Here is a 23,311-nt window from a genome sequence, read left to right as displayed (position 1 = left end):
TATCCTAGCAAACTGATTTTAGCGGAATATTCTTTGGACAAAGTTCAATAATTGTTTGGGGGTGAAGGGTTTCGCTAAAAAGCCTTGGATCTCAATACCCCTAGTTTGGACTAATGCCTCAGTTCTAACTAATCCACTCATGGCAATAATTTGTACTTGTGGGTTGATGATTTGCAAGGTGCTAATGACTGTTTCTCCATCCATTAACGGCATCATCATATCTATCAGCACTAGCCTAATTTCATCTTTATGCTCAGTGTACAGGGCAATGGCCTCAATCCCATTTTGGGCAGTCAATACCTTGTAGTTATGGATTTCCAGTGTGGTTTTGGCGATCTGAGCGATCGCTACTTCATCATCAACAACTAAAATAAATTCTCCCTGACCTCTTGGCAGTTCTATCTCATCTATTTTTTGAGAAATACTGCCCTCCTTGCTTGGCAGATATACTTGGAATTTAGTCCCAATTCCTACCTGACTGGCTACTTCCACAAAACCGCCGTGGCTTTTGACGATGCTCATCAAGATAGATAAACCCAGTCCTGTACCCTTACCCACTTCTTTGGTGGTGAAAAAGGGATCAAAAATCCGATCGATAATTTCTGAGTCAATGCCAACTCCAGTATCAGTAACTGTAATCTTCACGTAGGAATTAACGGTTGCCCCTATGTGCATCCTGGCATAGTTTTCATCGATGAATAGCTTGCTGGCAGAAATACAGAGTTTACCACCATTGGGCATGGCATCACGAGCATTGACTACTAGGTTCATTAACACCTGATGCAGTTCAGTGTTGTCTCCGAAAACCATCGCGATTTCTGGCGCTATGTCTGTGTTGATGTCGATGAATTTGGGGAATGTCTGTTGGACTATCTGTTTGATGTCTTCAAGCAATTGCGATACTAATAGGATTGTGAATTTTTTTTCAGAACCACGAGTAAATAACAAAATTTGCCTCACCAAATCACCGCCCCGTTTGGCATTGGTTTCTAGTATCTTCAGCATTTGCAGCGAACTCTCATCAAGATGGGGATATTTTAGGGGCAGCAGATGAGCAATTCCCATGATTGGAGTCAGAATATTGTTGAGATCGTGAGCAATACCGCTGGCGAGAGTGCCTAAGCTTTCTAAACGTTGACTATGCAATAGGTGAGTTTCGAGTTGTTTTTTCTCGGTGATATCGGTGTCAATAATTAGGATTGATTTCGGCAAGCCTACAGCATCGAGCATCAATGTCCAGCGGCTAGCAATGATTATTTCTTTACCATTTTTGGTAAATTTATGTAACTCTCCCTGCCATGTTCCATGCTCAATCACAGTTTTCTGAGCCGCAAAGAGTAGAGGTGAGGTTTTTTTAGATAAAAGTTCACAGGTGTTTTTTCCTTGAGCTTCCTGAACTTGCCAGCCGTACATCTTCTCTGCACCGTGGTTCCAGAATAAGATTTGGTTGTGCAAATCCTCTACGATAATTGCATCTGTTGTGATGTCTAGTAGGGCAGCTTGTTCGCGAATTTTCTGGTCTTGCTGGTGGCGTTCGCGTAGCGCAGCTTGCTGTTCGCTAATGTCTCTGAATAGCCAGCGCAAGCTTCCGGTTTTACCCTGACTATCTTCCACTGCGATCGCAGTTAGTTCTGCCGGAAAGTTTACACTTCCTCGATCGTGAAAAATCTGTAACTCTTCTCTGCGGATTTGCCCGTGCTGTTGCAATTGCAGCATGATGTTACGAAATTTCTGCCGTTCTGTCTGATGCACAAACACAGCCATTGGTTTACCAATTAGGTAAGACTGACGCACATTCAATAACTTAGTCGCAGCATAGTTAGCTTCCTGAATCATTCCAGTAGCGTCTGTAAGCAAGTAACCATCTGGAGCAAAGTTAAATAAATCGTAATAACGTTGGCGTTCTTCTTCTACCAAATGGCGTGTAGCGATCAATTCCTCATTTTGTTGCTGTAACTCTTCTAGAGAAATAGAGATTTCGGTAATCGCTTGTTGCAAAAGCTCTATAGGGTAATCCTGCTTTATAGAGTTATCTGTCGCAAAACTTGCAAGCTGCGAAAGGTTTTCCAATCGCTGATGCGCCTCAACAATCGCTTGTTGAAAATTTTCCTTAGTCATTTGTAGTTTTTTCCTATGATTGCTTTTATCGATAAACGCAGAAGGAAAACTGACCTCTGCTTCAGTAAAGCTACCAAAGAGAATAAGGATTTAATACAATACTCTTCAGTTAAGCATTTTTATCGGAAATTAAAAGGTTTAAAAGGATGTTTGAAAAGTAGTTAAAGGATTTGATACATCACTAAAAACTTTTCAAACGTCCTCTAAGACCTCTACATATACCATCAGTTACTCTGGTGGTGAATCTTGCTACAGTCTGATTTAAATCGCTGTCTTTAATTGTTAATTGTTAATTGTTATTACTGCTGCTGCCGTTGCTCCATTTCTTGAGTAGAAATCATACTGCTGACTCTCTCTACATCTACCATCATTAAAACTGCTCCTTGCATTTCGATGCCAAGCAGTGGAGTGATTGCTAAGTAACATTTTATTTGCCTACCCCGACGATTGGTAGCATCAAGGATCATTTCTTGAAACTGTTTTTTCCCGGATAGAGAGTCGCGGATGGGCGATCGCAACTGCTCGACAGGTAGCCCAATATCTAAGCTGAAGAGAGACTTTCCTAGTACTTCATCAGTCCGCAAGCCCCATAAATCTTCGACCATATAATTCCAAATAGAGATATTAAAGCTACTGTCAATTACTAGTATTCCTGTTTGGAAACTCTTGAGAATAGAGGCGAGGAAAATATTTGTGCGATTCAGTTCCGTGGTGCGATCGCTCAGTTCGTAATTAATTGTCTGTAATTCTTCATTAGTAGATTGAAGTTCTTCATTCATCGTCTCCAATTCTTCATTAGTAGATTGTAGTTCTTCGTTGGTAGTTTCTAATTCTTCATTAGTAGATTGTAATTCTTCGTTAGTAGTTTCCAATTCTTCATTAGTAGATTGTAGTTCTTCGTTGGTAGTTTCTAATTCCTGTTGCGATCGTTGTAGGGCATCTTGGAGTTGAATATAACGGGTGACATCATGAAAGGAGATACTGACTCCTAAAAAACTGGTATCTGTTTCTTGTAAAGGCGTAATTTGCACATCCAGATATTGGGTTTCTGTGTTAGATAAGTAGCGCTCTACATTTGTTAAGCTCACAGGACGGCGTTCAGTATAAGCCCGTTCAATTAGCGATCGCAATTCAACTGGCCGATAGGAAAGTTCTAGATCCTGGAAGGGACGAGCTAAATCTTTGGGGGAAAGGGCGAACAAAGTCCGCGCCTGCTCGTTCAGCATTACCAGAGTGCCATTGATATCAATGATTATTTGGGCGATTGGGGCTGTGTCAAAACCCATCTCTCTCAGCCGGAGGTTTCGAGACAAACGGCTGCTAGATTCGTCATCTACTGAATTTGCCATAACTAGGAGGCGATCGCGTAAATTCACCGTCGATACTTTAGTAAATATTCGGTTTTTCAAGTCCAGTGGCGTAAACAGATTAGAATGCATCAATAGCATCTCTGCTTTTCCCAAAAACAGATAGCCATTATCATTGAGTGCAAAATGAAACCGCGCCAGAATTCGCCCTTGAGTTTCAGAATTAAAATACATTAATGTATTGCGGCTAACTAATAAATCTAAGCGCGAAATGGGCGCATCCTGAAGCAAATCGTGGCGACCAAAAATCACTGAGCGGCGCAAGTCTTGACGGAAAACATAGCGGTTTCCGACAATCTCAAAGTATTTCTGCCGTAGTTCATCTGGCACAGTTTGGACATCTTTTGTTGAATACACAGCTTGCCTAGCCTGGTTGAGAGCATCTTCATCTACATCTGTGGCGTAGATTTTCACTCGTTGGCGAAATTCCTCTGCTCCCAATATTTGAGCCATCAACATTGCCAAGGTATAAGCTTCTTCCCCAGAAGCACAGCCAGCGCTCCAGATGCGGATTGGATCGGAAGTTTTTTTATTCTTAATCAGATTAGGCAATATTTGCTCTGCTATGTATTCCCAAGCTGATGAATCTCGAAAAAAAGCAGTGACGTTAATTAGGATAGTGTTGAAAAGATAATTGAATTCTTCTGGATAAACTTCTAGATAGTCTTGATATTCTTCAAAGTTTTCTATGGTTAATGACTGCATCCGCTTGAGTACCCGACGTATCAAAGTCGAGCGCTTATAGCCTGTAAAATCAAATCCCCGGCTCTGTCTGAGATAAACCAATAGATTTTCAAATTTAGGATCTTTTTCTGCGGAAGTCATAGGTTAGGGAGGGGGCAGGGGGGCAGCACTTCGGCTCCCTTCGACTACGCTCAGGGCAAGTCGCTCAGTGACCGAGGGGCAGAGGGCAGAGGGGTGGAGTTACGATCTACGTCCGCAATTATCAAAGACTTATTGTCGAGTCTTTAATACTCATTAAAGGAGTTCTGAACCTCATTAATGAGTATTAAAGACTCATTAAAAGAGTTCAAAGCCTCATTAATGAGTATCAAAGACTCATTAAAGGAGTTCAAAGCTTCATTAATGAATATTAAAACCTCATTAATATATGGTGACACTAACTTGCATTCTAAAACATATCTCCCCTGCTCCCCTGCCCCCCTGCTCCTCGGTCACTGAGCGTTGGTCATTGAGCGTAGCCGAAATGAGCCGTTGGCGTTCGCGTTAGCGTCTCTGAAAGAGAAGCCTCTCGTAGAGAAGTGCTGCTCCCCTGCCTAGTCAGATTCTTCCATGACCAAACCCACCAGGGTGGTGGAAATTTCATCAAGGGGGAGAATAAAATCTACATTGCCAGTGTTAATTGCGGCGGAGGGCATCCCAGAAAATTCGGCGGTTTTTATGTCTTGGACAATAACAGTACCGCCCATTTTTTTGATTGCTTCTACTCCCATCGCGCCGTCGCTACCCGTTCCAGTTAGCACAACAGCGATCGCTCTGTCTTTGTAAGTGGCTGCAACCGATTCAAATAATAAGTCAGCCGAAGGACGTAAAAAATGTACTAATTCTGACTGTGACAAGGAAAGCGTACCGTCACCGTTAACCAATAAGTGACGATCGGGTGGAGCAACGTAAGCCGTTCCTGGAGTAATACAATCTCCCTCCTCTGCCTGTTTGACAGTAATATTTGTGCGCCGACTGAGAATTTCTGCCATGAACGACGGATGTCCCGGAGCCAGGTGTTGCACAATAGCGATCGCGGCTGGAAATTCTGCGGGTAGAGTCGATAGCACTTTAACTATAGCAGTCAGTCCGCCTGCTGAGGCTGCGATCGCCACTATATCAAAGGCAGCATTAGTAAAGTCAGGTGGATGATTTTTGGCATTTTTTGCCATCTCAATCATGATTTTGCGCCTATGGCTATCTGCGTAACTTCTTTAGTTACAAATAGCATTAATTAAGTTACAATTTTTTATTTTTACCTACATGTATTGTACAGTATATCTAAACTACTTCAGTATTTTTTTGCCTTTACCCATCAAATTCACAGGTTAATCTTCCTGCTCTAGAATACGTTTTGCCTCCAAAAGTTGCTGTTTATGTTCCTCACTAACTGTTGGGTATTGCAGATTTAGTTCTTCTAATTTTGTGCAGATAATATTGGCAACAGTCAGGCGTGTAAACCATTTGCGATCGGCAGGAATAATATACCACGGCGCCCATTTAGTACTCGTATTATTAAAAACCTCTTCATAAGCATTCATATAATCATCCCAAAAAGCTCGTTCTCGGACATCATTATCTGAAAACTTCCAATTTTTATCAGGAGAGTCAATTCGTTCTAAAAAGCGTTTTTTCTGCTCTGATTTAGAGACATTTAGAAAAAACTTCAGAATAATTACACCATTATTAACCAAATATTTTTCAAAGTTATTGATTTCTTCAAAACGCTGTTTCCATATCTTTTTTCCATTAGGGAAGCGAGGTAGCTGTTGTTTCTGAAGCATTTCTGGATGGACACGCACCACTAGCGCTTCTTCATAGTATGAACGGTTGAATATGCCAATTCTTCCTCTTTCTGGCAGAGCTTTCATTGAGCGCCACAAGTAATCATGGTCTAATTCTTCTGCACTGGGCCCCTTAAAACTAAACACCTGAAATCCCTGCGGATTAACACCAGAAGTCACGTGTTTAATAGTGCTGTCTTTGCCAGCAGCATCCATTGCTTGAAAAATAATCAACAGAGCATAGGTGTTTTGAGCATAGAGAATATTTTGGTAATTAGCTAGTCGTTCAATATCTACCTGTAATTTGGTTGCAGCATCAGTTTTTTCATGAAAATCAGTTTTATAAGCTGGGTCATAGTTTTTTTTCAGAGAAATCTTTGAACCTGGCGGAACGATAAAAGCATCATGATTCATGTATAAAATCTCCTAACAGCTAGTTAATACACAAGCACATTTTGAAGTGTTAATTCCTGAAAGTTAAGTAAAGCCGCGTAAATAATTAAAAGTTTGTAGTGTTCGCGTAGCGTCTCGCAGAGACGCTACGCGAACAAATGATGGCTTTAGCTTTCACTACGAACTAATCTCAAGATTTCTTACATTAGACTTCTTGCAGAAGTGAGGAAAAGGTTAAGGGTTAAAGGGTAAAGGTATAGAATTTTCCCTTATCTTTTCCCCTTTCCCTTTACCCTTTCCCCTTTCCCCAGTATCTTCTTGCCAAAGTTACTTTTGCAAGATGTTTATTACTTAATCTACTTCGATTTATTCTCATCTATTTACTTCCGTCGCTTTGGTATAGGACGCATTGCTTCACGTCCCAAGATAAACATCCCCGTGATACCTAAACAGACAAACCAAATATATTGATACCAATATTGCCGAATCTGCACAACTGTACTGGTTTTTGGATGCAACGTGTTTAAGTATAACAGCAGCACCAATATCATCAGCGCCCCAAAACCAATAAGGCTCAAGCCAACAAGAATTCGTGCAGGACGCAGTTCAAAATCACTAATAGTATTTAGGTCAATTTCTGCCAGTTCCTCAAAGGAGTCATCCGCAAAAGATGAAGTTGCTTGGAATCTATTGCTCAGTTTTGGTGGCAAAATCGGCGACAGTTTCGCTACAGTTGGGCGACGAAGTAAAGCCTCAGTATCTCGCAGCAGTTCCAGCGGCTTACGGATAGTAGTTGGTTGAGCAAACTTTATGTTGTCTGTAGGAGTTGAGGCATTAACTTTGCTTTCAAAATCCATAGTATACTTCGGGAAAACCAGGATATACATAGCCTAGCGAATCAAAAGACAAATGCGTGAAAATAATTCGTAATTTGTAATTAATTGATTTCTGGTAAGAAATATATTCTTTACTCAAAGTAAGTCAATTTGGGCATTGGATAATTACAAATTACTCGTCCATCTCTTTTAATGTAGCTAATGACGATGGAGATAAACGACTGAGATAGCGGAATATCCAGTATTTAAAGATAGTGTTTAAAATCACAGGAAATGTAGCAATAAAGAAAAAGATTACATTTCTAGTGGCTGGTAGACCTAAATGTTCTGCCAATCCTGCAAGAAGGACTTCCCATCCATCTGGTGAGTGAAATCCTACAAATATATCTGTAAACAGAATAATTAAAAAAGCCTTGGCACTATCGCTGAGACCAGAGACAATGGTATCCATAAAAGACTTAAGAATCACAATTTCTCTTTTGCTCATGGCGATAACTATACCAAAAGAAAAGAGTGATATTAAATCAGCAAAAGCATTACTAATACTGCTATTACTTTTTTTGCTAAATTCTTCAGATATTTCAATTGCTTTACTTTTGATTTTTTCTTGTGTTAGCTCTGAAGAAAGTGGTGGTGCTTGATTAAGAAAATATTCAAATCTCAGTTCTTCTTGAAAATTATGTAATTGATGGAGAGCTTCTTTTTCCATGTCAGAATTGATGAAGATTTGAGTTGCATTATCCCCTCTAACCCTTTCTAATATTGGAGTTACTAGAAATTCTTTAGATAAATATTGAGTTAAAAGCGGTACAAGAATGAGAACTATCAAAAATCGCAGGGCAATTATTGTTCTACCTTTAGAAATGCGATAATTCCTGACAAACTCTTCTTCTGTCTGCGGTGCAAAATCTGCTTGAATTTTATTAATTCTTCTGCCAATAGAACTCTTAGTCAGTCTACTTTTTGGAATTGGAGCTTTAACTTGAGTATCATTTATGTTAGATAAATTTAGCTGTTTTTTTATTTCGTTCTCATTAATGTTTAAAGGCTGATAATTTGACACTAAGGGATTATTAATTACCTCATCTTTGATAGCATATTTTTCTACTACTTCATCAATAACCTTCAATTTTTCTAATAAAACAGAATTAGAGATATTGACAATTCCTCGACTAAGCTGGAATTCGGCAAGCCTGATCTTAATAATAGTTAGGTTCTTATTAAGATATACTTGCCAGTAAGACATTACATTTTCAGTATACTTTACTGATTGTAAAGATATTTTTTTGTTATCAAAATGTTCGTTCTCAATATTTTTAATTCTCTGAGCTGCTTCGTAAGCTTCTAAAAGTGCCCTTTCTGGTGTATTTGAAAACCAACGGTTCAGCGATCGCAAATATTTTTGGAATGTTCTGGTAAGTGAGTTTTTCATTACATATATGACTTTTAGATAATGTGTATTATAGTTATATAATCATAAAAAATGGGTATAACAGCTAAATAATTAGTCCAATCCAGATTCAGGTAATACTCCCTGATGCGATGTCTAGGACGGGCTACGTCTACGCTAGCAATTTTATATTACCTGATAAAGTCAGATGGATCGGCATAGATTGATACTGGTTATTTATATTGACAGTTTATCCATTACACTGTCATTATTGACACCATCTGTCAGTGTTTATGCTCTATAGAAAAGCCTTGATTGTAACATTTCACAATTGAGGCAAATTTTCCACTATGCAGAGTCTATCACTGTTAAAGGGAATAGGAAGTAAAGATGTTGCTTTCTCATCTCCCTTATCCCTCTATTCACTACTCCCCACTCCCAAGTTTTAAATTATGAGTTTGAGTCTATGCATGATTGTGAAAAACGAAGCAGCAACACTGCCTAAATGCCTGAGCAGTGTGAGAAAAGTAGTGGATGAAATGATAGTCTTGGATACAGGCTCAATCGATCGCACTCCCAATATTGCCCAACAACTCGGTGCAAAAGTCCATCATTTTAAATGGTGTAATGATTTCAGTGCTGCCCGCAATGCAGCTCTCAAATATGTCACTGGTGATTGGATTTTGGTATTAGATGCTGATGAAACTCTAACTCCAGCAATTGTACCGCAGTTGCGAGAGGCGATCGCAAGAGATGAATATTTGCTCATCAACCTCGTCCGTCAGGAAGTTGGTGCAGAACAATCTCCCTATTCTCTGGTTTCCAGGCTATTCCGCAATCATCCAGATATTCGTTTTGACCGTCCTTACCATGCCTTGGTAGATGATAGTGTGTCAGAAATTTTAGCCAAAGAACCCCACTGGCAAATAGGTTATTTACCTGGGGTTGCACTTGTACACACAGGATATCAAAAAAGTGCGATCGCTCAAAATAACAAATATGCCAAAGCCGCTACGGCGATGGAAGGGTTTCTCGCAACTCATCCCAACGATCCCTATGTTTGCAGTAAATTAGGGGCGTTGTATGTGCAAACTGGGAAAATTTCTCAAGGTATGGATTTGCTCAGACGAGGAATCACCGTTGCTGAAGACAACTACGATATTTTATATGAACTCCACTATCATTTAGGCATTGCCTACAGTCGGTTGCAAAAATCCCCACAGGCGATTTCTCACTATCAAGCTGCCATCAAATTGCCAATTTATCCCATGCTCAAACTAGGAGCATACAACAACTTGGGTAACTTACTCAAAGCAGCAGGAGATTTCAACGGTGCGAAAACTGCTTATGCCACAGCTTTGAAAATCGATCCCACTTTTGTTTTTGGACATTATAATTTGGCGATGACATTTAAGGCTTTGGGCTTATTTGCAGATGCGATCGTATATTATCAACATGCAATTACCTTAAATCCCAACTATGCCGAAGCATATCAAAATTTAGGGGTAGTGTTGCTGAAAATTGGCAATCATCAAGATAGTTTAGCAGCTTTTAAAAAAGCGATCGCCCTTCACGAAAGGTATAATCCCGAAGAGGCGAAGAGACTACGCCAGGGGTTGCAGGAGATGCAGTTGATGTAAAGGTGAGGGCGCATGGAAAGAGGCAGAGGGGCGGAGGGGCAGAGGGGAAAAACTTACTGCAACTCACTACTCCCCTAGTTCTCCCCGATTGTTACCTAATCTAAAAATATCAACCCAAAAGTTGAATCAAAACTTTTGACGGTATCAAACTTTTCATTATTTTATGAATGAAGAGACAAAGTTATTTCGTATATTTTGTTCATATTCGGTGATGTTGGTAACATAATTGCCTTCGGCGGGCATAATTCTTTAAAGAATACGACAACGTAGATGCAATAAGTATTTGAGGAAGTAATATCTATGCTTGAAACCCATCTTATTCACACCGAAGCTGATTATCGTGCTGCACTTGATGAAATTGAAAGATTGTTTGATGCAGAACTCAATACACCAGAGTTTGACCGCTTGGAAGTTTTAACTACGCTTGCGAAAGCATACGAGCAAAGGTATTATCCAATCGAAAAACGAGATCCTATTGAAGCAATCTTATATTATCTTGAATCCCGTGAGTTATCTTTAGATGACATAGAGCCAATGAAACAAGTGATGTTTTACTAAAAACGTCTTGAACTTGAACTTCAGAACACGAAACTTGAACTTCAGAACATGAAACTTGAGGTTTAAAAATGAACTCCACCAGTTCTGAGTCGAAAAGGTGGAGTTAAAAAGTTGGAGAGTTGATAAATTCTCCTCACAAATGACAAATACTTCGGCTCCCTTCGGCTTCGCTCAGGGCAAGACGCTCAGTACAAGTGACAACTGACAAATCACAACCAACTAAATACGCGACTTGACAAATTTCTCTAATCTATCCATTCCCTTTTCAATCGTCGCCATATCTGTGGCGTAGGAAAGGCGAATGTTGTCATCGGCGCCAAAAGCAATTCCGGGAATGACAGCAACTTGATGTTCTTCCAGCAAAGCGTCACAAAATTCTAGGGATTTTAGACCGGTTTTGCTGATATCAGGGAACAGATAAAAAGCGCCATCTGGTTTTGCGGTATTCAAACCGGGAATGGCGTTGAGTCTGTCTAGCATTACCTGTCGTCGTTTGGCGAAGGCTTGGCGCATTTCTTCGACACAATCTTGAGGACTTTCCAAAGCCGCGATCGCACCATATTGGGCAAAGGTACATACGTTAGATGTACTATGCCCTTGGATGGAACTCGCTGCTTTAATGATTTCCACAGGCCCCGCTAAATAGCCGAGACGCCACCCAGTCATGGAATAAGCTTTCGCAAACCCATTACTAATCAAAGTGCGGTCAAAAATTTCCTTCCCTAGAGAACCGATGCTGATATGTTCTGCACCGTCGTAGAGAATCTTTTCGTAAATCTCATCAGAGACAACAAAGATATCTGCATCAACTACTACCTGCGCCAGTGCTTTGATTTCATCTGGCGTGTACACCATCCCTGTAGGATTAGATGGGGAGTTGAGGATAAATAACTTCGTCTTTGGCGTGATTTTTTTACGGAGTTGTTCGGGAGTAATTTTATAACCTGTCGTTGCATCTGTAGGCACAATTACCGGGACTCCACCGACCAAAGTCACCATTTCGGGATAACTTAGCCAGTAGGGTGCAGGGATAATTACCCGATCGCCTGGATCGATCAATGCCACCATCAAGTTGTACAGAGAATGCTTACCGCCATTGGTGACGATGACATTTTCCGACTTGTAATCAAGACCATTATCAATTTTAAGCTTACGGGCGATCGCTTCCCTTAACTTTGGTTCTCCGGCTGCTGCACCATATTTGGTTTTGCCTTCATCCAAAGCTTTGACTGCTGCGGCTTTAATATGCGCCGGGGTATCAAAATCTGGTTCTCCAGCGCTAAAACTACAAACATCTATTCCTTCCGCCTTCAGTGCCTTAGCCTTGGCTGCGATCGCTAAGGTTAATGAAGGTGTTACCTGACTTACTCTTGCTGCCAGCTTCATTCTTACTATTTTTGGCAAATCTTTCACTTATCTAAGGATATCCCAGAATCCCTACCAAGATTTGCTTTTTCTGAATTCGTTGATAATCGGGGAGATGAGGGAGCAGGGGAGGCAGAGGGGCAGAGGAGCAGGGGAGAATAAGAAATAACTAATGACAAAGGAAAAATGACAAATGACTCCGCAAAGCAGTTTGATTATTGACTCTAAACAATGTATCGTATATAACTTTATTTTTAGTGGAAACTAAATGTTTTTATGCAGATTAAGAAACTTTTAATTGCATCTTCTCTGCTAATTACTAGTCTTTTTATACCTAATGCTGCCATTGCTCAAAATCGCGGTACTCCAGGTAAATTTGATTTTTATGTACTGACACTTTCGTGGTCGCCGGATTATTGTGCAAAAAATGGTACTCGTGACCCACAGCAGTGCAGTGCTGGAAGGAAACTCGGTTTTGTACTACATGGTTTGTGGCCGCAGTACCAAACTGGTTATCCTGCTAATTGTTCCACGCAAAAATTACCGTCGGAAGTAAAGCGACGGTTTCCCAATTTGTATCCTAGTAATAAACTTTACGATCATGAATGGGAAAAACATGGTACTTGTTCGGGGAAAACTCCTGCGGAATACTTGGCATTGAGTAAAAAATTAAAAAATGCGATCGCTATTCCCGCAGCTTATAATCGTCCTCCGAAACCCGTGCGTACCACAATGACAAATTTTAAAAATTCATTTGTGAGTGCGAATAATCAAATTACTGCTGATGGTATAACACCTTTTTGTTCTGGTTCAGGAAGATTTTTGCAAGAAGTCTTCTTTTGTTATTCCAAAAACGGCGAACCTGGTATTTGTAGCGCTGAAATTTTGAAGCGATCGCAAAAAAGTTGTGGTCAGCCAGATTTCTTACTGCGAAACGTTAGATAAAAATGGGGAATGGGGCATTGGGCATGGGGGAAAGAATTGTTATAACTCCTAACTCCTAATTCCTAACTCCTAACTCCCCACTCGTAACTCCCCACTCCCCACTCCCTAAGCGATCGTCACATCCGGCGACAAGTAAACATCTTGAATGGTATGAAATAGCTTCACACCTTCCTCAAAGGGACGCTGGAACGTCTTTCGCCCAGAAATTAATCCTGAACCACCAGCGCGTTTGTTGATTACGGCGGTGCGTACTGCTTCGGCGAAATCATTTTTACCAGTTGCGCCACCAGAATTAATCAACCCCACACGCCCAGAGTAGCAATTCAGTACTTGGTAGCGAGTTAAATCAATTGGGTGATCGGTTGTCAGTTCTGTGTAAACCCGCTCATCGGTTTTGCCGTAACTCTTACCACTGGCTTTGGCAACTGCACCGTAACCATTGTTATTTTCGGGTAACTTTTGTTTAATGATGTCGGCTTCAATGGTTACACCCAAATGATTAGCCTGTCCGGTGAGGTCGGCTGCAAGGTGGTAATCTTTATCTTGTTTAAAGGCGTTATTCCGCAGATAGCACCAGAGAATAGTCGCCATCCCTAATTCATGGGCGCGTTTAAAAGCTTTGCTGATTTCTTGAATTTGTCTGGTAGAATTCTCCGAACCAAAGTAAATTGTCGCACCTATCGCCGCCGCCCCTAAATTCCAAGCTTGTTCCACATCCGCAAACAACACCTGGTCAAATTGATTGGGGAAAGTCAGCAATTCGTTATGGTTGATTTTGGCAATAAAGGGAATTTTGTGGGCATATTTCCGTGATACGATGCCTAATGTTCCCAAAGTGGTAGCAACCGCATTGCAATCTGCGGCGATCGCTAGCTTAACAATATTTTCCGGGTCAAAGTAAATCGGATTGGGCGCAAAAGACGCACCTGCTGAGTGTTCAATCCCTTGGTCTACTGGTAAAATCGAGAGATAACCTGTGTTTGCCAGACGACCAGTAGAATAAAGTAGATGGAGATTACGCAATACTTGAGGATTGCGATCGCTGTTAAGCCAGATTCGATCTACAAAGTCTGGTCCCGGCAAATGTATTAAATCACGAGAAACTTTTGCTTTGTGAGTAAGCAGGTCTTCTGCCTCTTTACCTAGCAATGACTCAATAGAATTAGGCTCTTTGAGCGTTGTAGTCATGGTATTATCCTCAAAAACTGAGCAAATGACCTTGCCTTTAAGATAGCATTTCTAATATTGCTAACTTAGTTGTACGGTCATTAATTATGTGTATTCTTTTTGAATATATAGCAATCTTCTTTTATAAATGAAAACCAAAAGGCTGAGATTTACGACTTGTTTCAATAAGTCGAGAATCTTGTGATGAATGATTAAGTAAGGCTATACTACCGGAAGTATTCAATCAACTTTCGGAATTGATATTTTCAACTTCAGTTACCAATATTAAACAGTACAATCATACTATATTGGGATCGTAATTGAAAGTTGAAAACCCATCTTTCCTCGATTTGGGTAATAATTGTAAACAAAATAAATACAATTCTATGAGTAAGTTTCAAATCGATATCGACTTCAGCAATATAGATTTAGCTTCCCTTGAAACAGAGGAAGATTTTCAACGAGAGGCAAAAATGTTACTCCCAAAGGCACTCGTCAAACTAGGTGAAAGTGTGGGTGAAAAGACTTGGGAAGAATTACAGGAAAAGCTGCAAGGAAATGGAGGTAAGCTCAAATCTTCTCCCAGCGAGAAACGTCGGTTTATTCAAGAAACCGGAAGAACTTATCAACGAAATGCTAGTAACAGAGAAAAACAAGAACTAGAAGAATATATAGTAGATCAATTACGCCAGCGCAAGTAGTATTTGTCATCAGTTAACTTTACTGGACACGATTCAAATAAACCAGCGGCGAATTAACTCCACCTGGAAGCCATAGCCGTCATCAATTTCCTCAATTAACTCACGTTGCAACAGCAAGTTGAAAGTAATATCAGCATCGGGGAACTGTTGCAATAGAGTTTGGCGGCTGACTATAGCCCCTTCTCCTTGAGCGCCGATAAAACGTAGAATAGCCTGTCCGGTAGCGTCTACTTGGTTGTTTTGAATGTCAGCAAAGAAAAATCCACCACTTTGCAAAGCTTCTGGGATCGCGGCTTCCACATCAGCTAAAGTTGCCAATCGCCGAATAGAGGGGTCTTGTTCGTTTTTGAGGACAATAATTTCTGCACAGAGTAGTTGTACTAAAAATGGATGACAACGGGTGAGTTGTAGCACTCGCTCAACGGCATTGGGTTCATAGCGGAGAGTAAAATCTTTGACGGGATATTCAATTAATTGTCGTGCTTCCGCTTCTTTGAGGTATGAGATATGTACTACTTGGACATTAATCAGATAACTAGCCCAGCGCTGATATTCTTCGATAGTATGAGAGCCAGCGAGTAAAACCTTGAATCGGGGACGATGTTGAATGAGGTGACGCAGCATTCCCAAAACATCCTGTTCATCAAAGCGACCTTTGGCTATGGCACTGTCTAGCACCTCGAATTCATCTAGCGCTAGTAAGGCGGTATTTTGTTCTAGAGCTTGTTCTACTTTATCTAGCCATTCATAAAAATAAGTGAAGGGGTCAGATTTTAACACTTCGCGGGTTAGGGACGGTAGAATTACACCTTGCTTTTTCGCTGACTTCTCCATATCTCTAGCCAGGTTGTAGAGAAAACCTGTATGGTCACTAGCTGATGAAGGTGCGCCTTGCAAGTCCACAAACATGGGAATGATGGTATTAGGTAGTAACTTTCTTATATTGTTGAGCAGAGAAGTTTTACCCATACGTCGTTGACCATAGAGTAGTAAAGGTGGACGACGGTGGTCTAAAAGTAACTGTTCAATGCGTAAGCCAATGTCATCACGCCCCGTGAAAATTTCTTGTTCTAGTGTGAGTGGTACACCAATAATATAAGGGTTGTCAATTTCTTTGTTTTGTTCAACTTTGATAGCCAATTCTTCTATATATTTGTTGATTATATCTAGCCATTTTTTAGCAAAAGGGAGGAATAGAAAAGCGTATTTATTATGACTTCTATTGAAGTTTTCTAACTGTCCATTTAGCTTTTCTGCTACAGCTTTAAGAGCTATACGTTGGTTATAATTACTTCTTTGTTCTAATGCTGCATTTACATCCTGACTGATGCGAGTAAAGATATGTAACACAGAATTAATTGAGTTGCCTAATTCATCAATTTCTATGGTGCGATGAACCTGACGTATAGCTTCTACCTCACCACAGTTTCTTAGGCTCAGTGCATCTTTGCAAATTTGAACAGCCCAATCTTGGGGACTTCCATTGAGATAATCAATGGCTGCTTCACCCTCGTTTGGGTTATGTTCTATGACTAGAAGTAAGTACTTATCTAAACCATATAAAGGTAGTCGCTGACATTGATCCCAAAAGACTGAATGATAACGCAATGAACTTGAATACTCATCTTTACTTTTATCAATAAATTCATAAGGAAAACGTAAGATTGACTCTAGAAATGTCTCATTGGTGCGACTTTGGTTAATTCGATAAGATAATATATTAGACAATCTTAATAAAATATAAAGCTGGTTGATGTGGTTTTTTTGCAATTGATAAAGTGCTAAATTCCATAATTGGATTAATGGGTATAAAACTATTGGTCGCCATAAGTTGATAGTGATACCTAGAAAGAACAGCACAGCAAAAGTAACACCATATACAACACCTGAGGCTACACCATTTACCAAACCACCAGCTACACCAAAGCCTAGACCTCCTGGTATACCAAAGAACAAGCCTACTATTATCAGTGTACTGAAGTATTCATTATCAATTTTTTCTGCTACACCAAAGGCCACACCAAAGGCCACGCCCAAAGCCACGCCAAAGGCCACGCCAAAGGCCATACCATACGCCACGCCATACACCACGCCATACACCACGCCATACACCACGTCAAAGGCCACGCCAAAGGCCACGCCAAAGGCCACACCTTCTGCCACGCCCAACGCTACACCTTCTGCCACACCAAATGCCACGCCAAAGGCCACACCATACACGACACCAAATGCTATGCCAAAGACCACGCCATACACCACGCCCAACGCCACGCCATACGCAACGCCAAACACCACACCAAATGCCACGCCTAAAGCCACGCCATACACCACGCCATACGCCACGCCTTCCGCCACACCCAACGCAACGCCAAAGGCCACGCCTTTCGCCACGCCTAACGCCACGCCTAACGCCACGCCAAAGGCCACAGCAAAAGCAACGCCTTTCGCCACACCAAAAGCAACGCCAAACGCCACACCTAACGCTATGCCTAACGCTATGCCAAAGGCAACGCCTTTCGCCACGCCAAAGCCTACGCCTTTCGTCACGCCAAAGGCTACACCTTTCGCCACTCCTTCCGCCACACCATACGCCACGCTTAATGCTACACAACATCCTAAGCTTGAGGCCACAATAGAGGAAATGTTTGGTAATGGCTGACCTAATCCCCAAAGTACTAAACCAAGGATAAAATTAGCCCAGAAAGGTACAATAAAATACCCTTGTAGCACTGGCCGCCATACAGATGGTTTATTTAAGTCTGCTAAAGAGTTAATCTCATCTCTAATATGTTCTGTGTGCTGATACCAAGCTACAGGACGAAAGAATAGCCAAAACAACAGTTGCAAACCACCTACGATCAAATTAGAGTGTGGTTTAGGTGCATGGGTGTAGATTTCAGCGTAATTAATGGGTGAGTTTTGAGAAGGCATAATTTGCCTGCTTAGGTTAATAGTAAAGATATTGAAGATATTGTTGTCATTGCAAACGCAGTCATTACAGCACTTCCCAATGCTCTATGGAACAGGCTCGATTGGTTCATTGTAATGAATGAATAACCTTTCCTTGTAAAGGATAAGGGTTAGAGTCTGAAGGTTGGGAGGAACGTTCTAAGATTAGAATTTCTACAGCTTCGTCTGACTGTAAGGGTAAATCTTCAAGAATCAAGGTTACATTTTTAGTTAATTTTGTTTCAATTCGGTGTGCTTTCATGGTTACTCTGCCAATTATGAATCTAATAAATCAGAAAATGGTTTCATTTGTCGTAATCCTTCCTCACACCAATTATCATCATTCTCCCCTTCTTCTAAGTTAAATAATCTTTCTCTACACAGAATTTGCAACAACATTGGCCAGCAGCAACTTTGTGTCAAAATCCACTCTATGTCCTCATCAGTAAAAGGAATAGGCGAACTTACAATCAATTCCCGCGCTTCTATCTCAGTCAATGCTTCCAGATATGCGATGTAGCTGAAAATATTGAAAAAGGGTGAACTGCGTCCTGTATTTTGCGCTAGGTCAATCAGTGATTTAGAGGTAGCCAAGACAAATGCTAGATTACCCCCTGTATGGTTAGTCGCCAAAGACCGCAAACTTTCCCAAAAACAATCATCTAATTCTGGACAGCGTTGCAATCCAACACAAATCTCATCCAATAAGATGACTGTGGGAGAATGCAAATTATCGCTGACTACATCCATGAAATGGTCTAAATCGCAAGGTGTCGGCACTTGCATCTTCAGTGATTCTAGGATGTACTTTAGCAGTCCTTCTCGACTTTGCATTCGTGCATCTTGCAAGTCTACGAAAATCCAACGGTAATTTTCTGGATGCGGTAGCCAGTCAGATTTTTGAGTAGGACGCAGTTGTTCTGCTGGAGTGGTGGTGATATTTTTGAGATAGTGCAGTAAGGATGTTTTACCGCTACGCTTTTTGCCGATAATGGCGGCGTTTTGTAGAGGATGGCGTTTGAGTAAGTTGAAGAGGCGCTTTAATTCTTTTTCGCGTCCAAAGAAGTGACGCGGCTGGGTGATGGGTGCGCCAGTGATGAAGGGTGATGCTTCCCCGTTAGTTGGCTGGGGTTTCGGCGGTTGAGTTTCTGGTTCTTTGTATACAATGTCTTGCCAGTCAAGTCTTAACTTACCGCTAAGTTCTACGAAATTCAGGTAGTCAACAGCTTTACCAGTGAGAAAGCTTTTGACTGTGGATAAACTAATTCCTGCATCACTAGCCAATGATTGCTGGCTAGGATAGCCGTTACGCCCAAGTGCTGACTTGACTTTTTCAATATACTCTAAGGCTACTCGGAGCGATCGCGCCATCATTCCTCATTGAGAAACTGCTGTGAGTATATCAGATTTTTCTACTAGCTAAATAGCAAAGCTGTTTAGTCATAACGTCTTGCACTCTAGAAATTATAGTCATCCTGAACTTAACCGATAATCAACTAAAACTTGTCTAATCGGTGACTGTTTCTCAACTCAGTTCTCAGCCAGCAGCAAGTTGCAATGAGAATGTAAGGAATTAATGGCTCTGAAAATGAAACGAGAACTGGGAATTCTGCAAATCACCTTATCACTTTGCGGAGTGATGATGTTTGGTACAGTAACTTACGCCGCTATTAATATGGTCAATGGTCAATACCAAGTTGAAATAGCGCTCAATACTAAGGGACTCATTATTAAGTCAGATATTGACAAAAGGCAATGCAAACCAGTAGAAGACATTGCCCAAAAGCAAGAAAGCATAAATTTTGACCAAAAGACAATTAATTAGGAGTAAAAATCAGTAATGAGTTAGAGTTAATAACTTCTAACTCATTGTGAATGAACCTCTGAGCTTCGTGGTTTTTTTACGAACCGCCAAGGACGTTAAGGACGCAGAGAAAGAGAAGAAATAGGTCTATAAATGAATTGAAGTAAAGCGATGCGTTAGCCTTTGGTGTAATGTACTCTACCAAAACACTAAAGGAGCAAAAATTAATAAGGAGTTATTTATTCCTAACTCCTAACTCCTAACTCTTGTACAGACGCGATTCATCGCGTCTCTAGTTTTTACAACGCACAAGTCAACTCGCCGGCTTTTTGACTAAAGCGGTGATTCTCCCGATAATCTACGGGACAATCTATCACCGCAGGTACATCTTGAGCGAGGGCTTCTTTCAAAGTGGGAATCAAATCTAAAGCTGATTCAACTCGGTAGCCTTTTAAACCCATGCTTTCGGCTAATTTCACAAAATCAGGATTGCTAAAATGCACAAAGGATGAGTTTCCTTTACCAAATTGATTTTCTTGCTTCCACTCAATTAACCCATAGCCACCATCATTGAAAATTATCGTGACAAAGGGCGTACCGACACGCAAGGCTGTTTCTAATTCCTGAGAATTCATCATAAAGCCGCCATCACCCGTGACAGCAACGACTTTGCGCTTAGGATGAACCAGTTTTGCTGCTAAAGCGCCAGGAATAGCAATACCCATAGCTGCGAAGCCGTTGGAAATTATGCAAGTATTGGGACTATGGCAATGATAATGACGAGCCATCCACATTTTATGTGCGCCAACATCAGAGATGACGATATCATCTGGGCCCATCACTTGGCGTAAGTCATAAATTAACTTTTGCGGCTTAATCGGAAATCCGTCATCATGAGCATACTGTTCGTAATCAGCCCGAATTTCTGACCTTAAGCTAATAGCAAAAGGATCGGGTTTGCCTTGTCTATCTGCTAATTTTAAAATTTCATAGAGGGAATCTGAAATATCTCCCACGACTTCGGCGTTAGGAATATAACTACTATCAATTTCCGCCGGACTTACCCCAATATGCACAATGGGAATTTCACCATTACGATTCCATTTCTTGGGAGAAAACTCAATCAAATCATAGCCGATCGCAATTACTAAATCTGTGTTATCAAAAGCACAGGTAATAAAGTCTCTTTGCTGTAATCCCACTGACCACAAAGCTAATTGATGTGTGTAGGGAATCACGCCTTTACCCATAAAAGTATTGGCAACAGGTATATTCAGTAAGGTAGCAAATTGTGTTACAGCATCACTTGCATGAGCGCGAATTGCCCCATTTCCGACTAAGATTAATGGGTTAACTGCTTGGCAAATTGCGGCGGCTGCTGCCCGAATGCTAGCAAAAGATGCATAGGTTTTTTCGCTATTATCCTTACGCAAAGGTTTGCCTTCGACGGGCATGGCAGCAATATTTTCTGGCAAATCGATGTGAACCGCACCAGGTTTTTCAGATTGCGATCGCTTAAATGCTTTCCGCACTACTTCTGGTGTAATACTCGGTCGCACAATCTGCTTATTCCACTTGGTAACAGGTGCAAACATTGCCACTAAGTCTAAATATTGATGGGATTCAATATGCATTCTATCTGTTCCCACTTGACCGGTAATCGCCACCAACGGCGCACCATCGAGGTTAGCATCTGCTACCCCAGTCATCAAGTTGGTTGCCCCAGGGCCAAGAGTAGAAAGGCATACTCCGGCTTTTCCGGTTAAGCGTCCGTAGACATCGGCCATGAATGCTGCACCCTGTTCATGACGAGTCGTAATAAATTTAATCGAAGAATGTTTTAACGCTTCCAAAACGTGCAGGTTTTCTTCACCAGGGAGTCCAAAAATATATTGCACTCCTTCATTTTCTAGGCACTGCACCAATAATTCTGCTGTATTCATTTTATTTTCCGACAACTCTATTAACGAATAAGACTTTTGTTCTTTGTCATTAGTCATTTGTCCTTTGTTCTTTGACCAATGACTAATGACGACTAATCATTTAACCCACACGGTTTTAACATTGACAAACTCATGTATACCTTGGATACTCAATTCTCTGCCATATCCAGAACGCTTGATGCCACCAAAGGGCAACCGAGGATCGGATTTGACCATACTGTTAATAAACACGGCACCTGCTTCGATTTCTTCAACTAAGCGATCGCTCTCTTGGTCGTTGGTTGTCCAAGCACTTGCACCTAAGCCAAAAGGCGAGTCATTAGCGAGTTTAATGGCAGCATCAATATCTGGAACCCGGAATAATAAGGCTACCGGGCCAAAGAATTCTTCTTTGGCGATTGGTGTGTCGGTGGGGATATCTATGATAATCGTTGGCGGATAAAAGTTTCCAGGACGATCTGATAAAGGATGTCCACCGGTGAGGACTTTACCACCGCTGCTAATAGCACCTTGCACTTGTTGGTCTAAATCCTGGAGAATACCAGGTGTTGCCAGTGGCCCTAAATCGGTATCTGGTTGCATGGGATCGCCTACTTTCAGCGCCTCGAATTTTTCTAAAAGCAATTTTTCAAATTTGTCTGCGATCGCATCTGCGACAATAAAACGTTTCGCTGCAATACATGATTGCCCGTTATTTAACATCCGCGCTGTAGTAGCTGTGACAACTGCTGTCTCTAAGTCAGCACTTTCTAACACAATAAACGGGTCACTTCCTCCTAATTCCAAAACTGTTTTTTTAATTTGTTTGCCAGCGGCGACGGCGAGGGATGCACCTGCTGGTTCACTTCCGGTCAAGGTAGCAGCTTTTACGCGGTCATCAGCCATTAAATCGGCAACTTTGGCAGCGCCTATTAATAGAGTTTGAAACGCACCTTCAGGAAAACCTGCCCGTCGAATAATATCTTCAATTGCCAAGGCGCACTGCGGCACGTTGGAAGCATGTTTGAGTAAGCCGACATTCCCCGCCATCAGGGCTGGTGCGGCAAAACGAAAAACTTGCCAGAAGGGGAAATTCCACGGCATCACCGCGAGAATCGCACCCATTGGTTGATAACGTACAAAACTCTGGCTGGCATCAGTTTTTACACTGACATCAGCCAAGAAATCAGGGGCGTGTTCGGCATAGTAGCGACAGACGAGGGCGCATTTTTCGACTTCTGCGATCGCAGCTTTAAATGGTTTACCCATTTCTAGAGTCATTAACTTAGCAAATTCTGCTTTGTCTTGCTCTAAAATATCGGCAGCTTTTTGCAGCCAGTGCGATCGTTCAGAGAAACTAGTCTGACGATACTGTTCAAAAGTCCGCTCGGCTAAATCGAGTTTAGCGGCAATTTCTGCATCATTGAGCGCCTCAAAGGTTTTGAGCGTCTCCCCAGTGGCGGGATTAATGGTGGCGATCGCCATTACCTGACCTCCCGTTAAAAAATAGCTTCGGTAGGCTTCCTAGTGTTACACAGATCAATTCTGGAAGCTACACCCAAATTCTAGTCTTATAACCCAGAATTGGTTGCTAAATATTACAATTTTGCAATTATTTTTGAAATAAAATATACCAAATAATAAGTATT

Annotated in this window: 18 protein-coding genes; 5 read left to right on the top strand and 13 right to left on the bottom strand. The window is 41.3% G+C overall.

The window, feature by feature from the left end:
- Positions 1 to 18: 18 nt before the first annotated feature.
- From V7K53_RS20750 to V7K53_RS20725, 6 genes are all read right to left on the bottom strand, one after another.
- Complete coding sequence (locus V7K53_RS20750; RefSeq protein ID WP_335199378.1) at positions 19 to 2,118, bottom strand: PAS domain-containing hybrid sensor histidine kinase/response regulator; 2,100 nt, start codon at positions 2,116 to 2,118, stop codon at positions 19 to 21.
- Positions 2,119 to 2,417: 299 nt separating this feature from the next.
- On the bottom strand, positions 2,418 to 4,310 hold the full coding sequence (locus V7K53_RS20745; protein WP_335199376.1) for a CheR family methyltransferase: 1,893 nt from the start codon (positions 4,308 to 4,310) through the stop codon (positions 2,418 to 2,420).
- Between the two features lie 452 nt (positions 4,311 to 4,762).
- Positions 4,763 to 5,389: a chemotaxis protein CheB gene (locus V7K53_RS20740; protein ID WP_335199375.1), complete on the bottom strand. Its 627-nt coding sequence runs from the start codon at positions 5,387 to 5,389 to the stop codon at positions 4,763 to 4,765.
- Between the two features lie 147 nt (positions 5,390 to 5,536).
- Positions 5,537 to 6,406: a polyphosphate kinase 2 family protein gene (locus V7K53_RS20735; protein ID WP_335199373.1), complete on the bottom strand. Its 870-nt coding sequence runs from the start codon at positions 6,404 to 6,406 to the stop codon at positions 5,537 to 5,539.
- Positions 6,407 to 6,765: 359 nt separating this feature from the next.
- Complete coding sequence (locus tag V7K53_RS20730; protein WP_335199371.1) at positions 6,766 to 7,242, bottom strand: hypothetical protein; 477 nt, start codon at positions 7,240 to 7,242, stop codon at positions 6,766 to 6,768.
- A 151-nt stretch (positions 7,243 to 7,393) separates the two neighbouring features.
- Positions 7,394 to 8,653 carry a proton extrusion protein PcxA gene (locus V7K53_RS20725; RefSeq protein ID WP_335199370.1) on the bottom strand — a complete coding sequence of 420 codons (1,260 nt, stop codon included), beginning with the start codon at positions 8,651 to 8,653 and terminating at the stop codon, positions 7,394 to 7,396.
- A 410-nt stretch (positions 8,654 to 9,063) separates the two neighbouring features.
- On the opposite strand from V7K53_RS20725, the gene V7K53_RS20720 reads away from it, so the two are divergent.
- Both V7K53_RS20720 and V7K53_RS20715 read left to right on the top strand, forming a co-directional pair.
- Positions 9,064 to 10,251, top strand: a complete 1,188-nt coding sequence (locus tag V7K53_RS20720) for a tetratricopeptide repeat protein (protein ID WP_335199369.1) — start codon at positions 9,064 to 9,066, stop codon at positions 10,249 to 10,251.
- A gap of 300 nt (positions 10,252 to 10,551) precedes the next feature.
- Complete coding sequence (locus V7K53_RS20715) at positions 10,552 to 10,809, top strand: helix-turn-helix domain-containing protein (protein WP_335199368.1); 258 nt, start codon at positions 10,552 to 10,554, stop codon at positions 10,807 to 10,809.
- A gap of 219 nt (positions 10,810 to 11,028) precedes the next feature.
- On the opposite strand, the gene V7K53_RS20710 is transcribed toward V7K53_RS20715, so the two are convergent.
- Positions 11,029 to 12,195 (bottom strand): pyridoxal phosphate-dependent aminotransferase, encoded by a 1,167-nt coding sequence (locus tag V7K53_RS20710; protein ID WP_335199367.1) that lies wholly within the window; start codon positions 12,193 to 12,195, stop codon positions 11,029 to 11,031.
- Between the two features lie 255 nt (positions 12,196 to 12,450).
- Here V7K53_RS20710 and V7K53_RS20705 point away from each other — a divergent pair, with 255 nt between their 5' ends.
- A complete protein-coding gene (locus V7K53_RS20705; RefSeq protein ID WP_335199364.1) occupies positions 12,451 to 13,119 on the top strand; it encodes a ribonuclease T2 family protein in 669 nt (222 codons plus the stop codon).
- A gap of 105 nt (positions 13,120 to 13,224) precedes the next feature.
- Here V7K53_RS20705 and V7K53_RS20700 read toward each other — a convergent pair whose 3' ends face one another.
- On the bottom strand, positions 13,225 to 14,307 hold the full coding sequence (locus V7K53_RS20700) for a class I fructose-bisphosphate aldolase (RefSeq protein WP_335199362.1): 1,083 nt from the start codon (positions 14,305 to 14,307) through the stop codon (positions 13,225 to 13,227).
- Positions 14,308 to 14,672: 365 nt separating this feature from the next.
- On the opposite strand from V7K53_RS20700, the gene V7K53_RS20695 reads away from it, so the two are divergent.
- Positions 14,673 to 14,987, top strand: coding sequence for a hypothetical protein (locus tag V7K53_RS20695; RefSeq protein WP_335199361.1), 315 nt, complete (start codon positions 14,673 to 14,675; stop codon positions 14,985 to 14,987).
- Positions 14,988 to 15,020: 33 nt separating this feature from the next.
- Here the strand turns inward: V7K53_RS20695 and V7K53_RS20690 are convergent, their stop codons facing one another.
- From V7K53_RS20690 to V7K53_RS20680, 3 genes are all read right to left on the bottom strand, one after another.
- Positions 15,021 to 17,918: an AAA family ATPase gene (locus V7K53_RS20690; protein WP_335199360.1), complete on the bottom strand. Its 2,898-nt coding sequence runs from the start codon at positions 17,916 to 17,918 to the stop codon at positions 15,021 to 15,023.
- Positions 17,919 to 18,024: 106 nt separating this feature from the next.
- Positions 18,025 to 18,198, bottom strand: coding sequence for a hypothetical protein (locus V7K53_RS20685; RefSeq protein WP_335199359.1), 174 nt, complete (start codon positions 18,196 to 18,198; stop codon positions 18,025 to 18,027).
- A 14-nt stretch (positions 18,199 to 18,212) separates the two neighbouring features.
- On the bottom strand, positions 18,213 to 19,310 hold the full coding sequence (locus tag V7K53_RS20680; RefSeq protein WP_335199358.1) for an ATP-binding protein: 1,098 nt from the start codon (positions 19,308 to 19,310) through the stop codon (positions 18,213 to 18,215).
- Positions 19,311 to 19,512: 202 nt separating this feature from the next.
- On the opposite strand from V7K53_RS20680, the gene V7K53_RS20675 reads away from it, so the two are divergent.
- Positions 19,513 to 19,761 carry a hypothetical protein gene (locus tag V7K53_RS20675; protein ID WP_335199357.1) on the top strand — a complete coding sequence of 83 codons (249 nt, stop codon included), beginning with the start codon at positions 19,513 to 19,515 and terminating at the stop codon, positions 19,759 to 19,761.
- A gap of 278 nt (positions 19,762 to 20,039) precedes the next feature.
- Here the strand turns inward: V7K53_RS20675 and V7K53_RS20670 are convergent, their stop codons facing one another.
- Both V7K53_RS20670 and V7K53_RS20665 read right to left on the bottom strand, forming a co-directional pair.
- The gene (locus tag V7K53_RS20670; protein WP_335199504.1) at positions 20,040 to 21,683 is read right to left on the bottom strand and encodes an acetolactate synthase large subunit; all 1,644 of its coding nucleotides are present in this window, start codon (positions 21,681 to 21,683) and stop codon (positions 20,040 to 20,042) included.
- Between the two features lie 96 nt (positions 21,684 to 21,779).
- Positions 21,780 to 23,147, bottom strand: coding sequence for an NAD-dependent succinate-semialdehyde dehydrogenase (locus tag V7K53_RS20665; RefSeq protein WP_335199356.1), 1,368 nt, complete (start codon positions 23,145 to 23,147; stop codon positions 21,780 to 21,782).
- Positions 23,148 to 23,311: the final 164 nt, after the last annotated feature.

It is taken from the genome of Nostoc sp., from assembly GCF_036917355.1.
Lineage (GTDB): Bacteria > Cyanobacteriota > Cyanobacteriia > Cyanobacteriales > Nostocaceae > Nostoc.
The sequence above is the reverse complement of the archived record's forward strand: the minus strand, read 5'-3'. Positions and strand labels throughout refer to the sequence as shown.

What these genes read in the sequence shown, in the direction of transcription:
- V7K53_RS20750 (WP_335199378.1), bottom strand. Translation starts at nt 2,118, where the DNA reads ATGACTAAGGAAAATTTTCAACAAGCGATTGTTGAGGCGCATCAGCGA.
- V7K53_RS20745 (WP_335199376.1), bottom strand. Translation starts at nt 4,310, where the DNA reads ATGACTTCCGCAGAAAAAGATCCTAAATTTGAAAATCTATTGGTTTAT.
- V7K53_RS20740 (WP_335199375.1), bottom strand. Translation starts at nt 5,389, where the DNA reads ATGATTGAGATGGCAAAAAATGCCAAAAATCATCCACCTGACTTTACT.
- V7K53_RS20735 (WP_335199373.1), bottom strand. Translation starts at nt 6,406, where the DNA reads ATGAATCATGATGCTTTTATCGTTCCGCCAGGTTCAAAGATTTCTCTG.
- V7K53_RS20730 (WP_335199371.1), bottom strand. Translation starts at nt 7,242, where the DNA reads ATGGATTTTGAAAGCAAAGTTAATGCCTCAACTCCTACAGACAACATA.
- V7K53_RS20725 (WP_335199370.1), bottom strand. Translation starts at nt 8,653, where the DNA reads ATGAAAAACTCACTTACCAGAACATTCCAAAAATATTTGCGATCGCTG.
- V7K53_RS20720 (WP_335199369.1), top strand. Translation starts at nt 9,064, where the DNA reads ATGAGTTTGAGTCTATGCATGATTGTGAAAAACGAAGCAGCAACACTG.
- V7K53_RS20715 (WP_335199368.1), top strand. Translation starts at nt 10,552, where the DNA reads ATGCTTGAAACCCATCTTATTCACACCGAAGCTGATTATCGTGCTGCA.
- V7K53_RS20710 (WP_335199367.1), bottom strand. Translation starts at nt 12,195, where the DNA reads ATGAAGCTGGCAGCAAGAGTAAGTCAGGTAACACCTTCATTAACCTTA.
- V7K53_RS20705 (WP_335199364.1), top strand. Translation starts at nt 12,451, where the DNA reads ATGCAGATTAAGAAACTTTTAATTGCATCTTCTCTGCTAATTACTAGT.
- V7K53_RS20700 (WP_335199362.1), bottom strand. Translation starts at nt 14,307, where the DNA reads ATGACTACAACGCTCAAAGAGCCTAATTCTATTGAGTCATTGCTAGGT.
- V7K53_RS20695 (WP_335199361.1), top strand. Translation starts at nt 14,673, where the DNA reads ATGAGTAAGTTTCAAATCGATATCGACTTCAGCAATATAGATTTAGCT.
- V7K53_RS20690 (WP_335199360.1), bottom strand. Translation starts at nt 17,918, where the DNA reads ATGCCTTCTCAAAACTCACCCATTAATTACGCTGAAATCTACACCCAT.
- V7K53_RS20685 (WP_335199359.1), bottom strand. Translation starts at nt 18,198, where the DNA reads ATGAAAGCACACCGAATTGAAACAAAATTAACTAAAAATGTAACCTTG.
- V7K53_RS20680 (WP_335199358.1), bottom strand. Translation starts at nt 19,310, where the DNA reads ATGATGGCGCGATCGCTCCGAGTAGCCTTAGAGTATATTGAAAAAGTC.
- V7K53_RS20675 (WP_335199357.1), top strand. Translation starts at nt 19,513, where the DNA reads ATGGCTCTGAAAATGAAACGAGAACTGGGAATTCTGCAAATCACCTTA.
- V7K53_RS20670 (WP_335199504.1), bottom strand. Translation starts at nt 21,683, where the DNA reads ATGAATACAGCAGAATTATTGGTGCAGTGCCTAGAAAATGAAGGAGTG.
- V7K53_RS20665 (WP_335199356.1), bottom strand. Translation starts at nt 23,147, where the DNA reads ATGGCGATCGCCACCATTAATCCCGCCACTGGGGAGACGCTCAAAACC.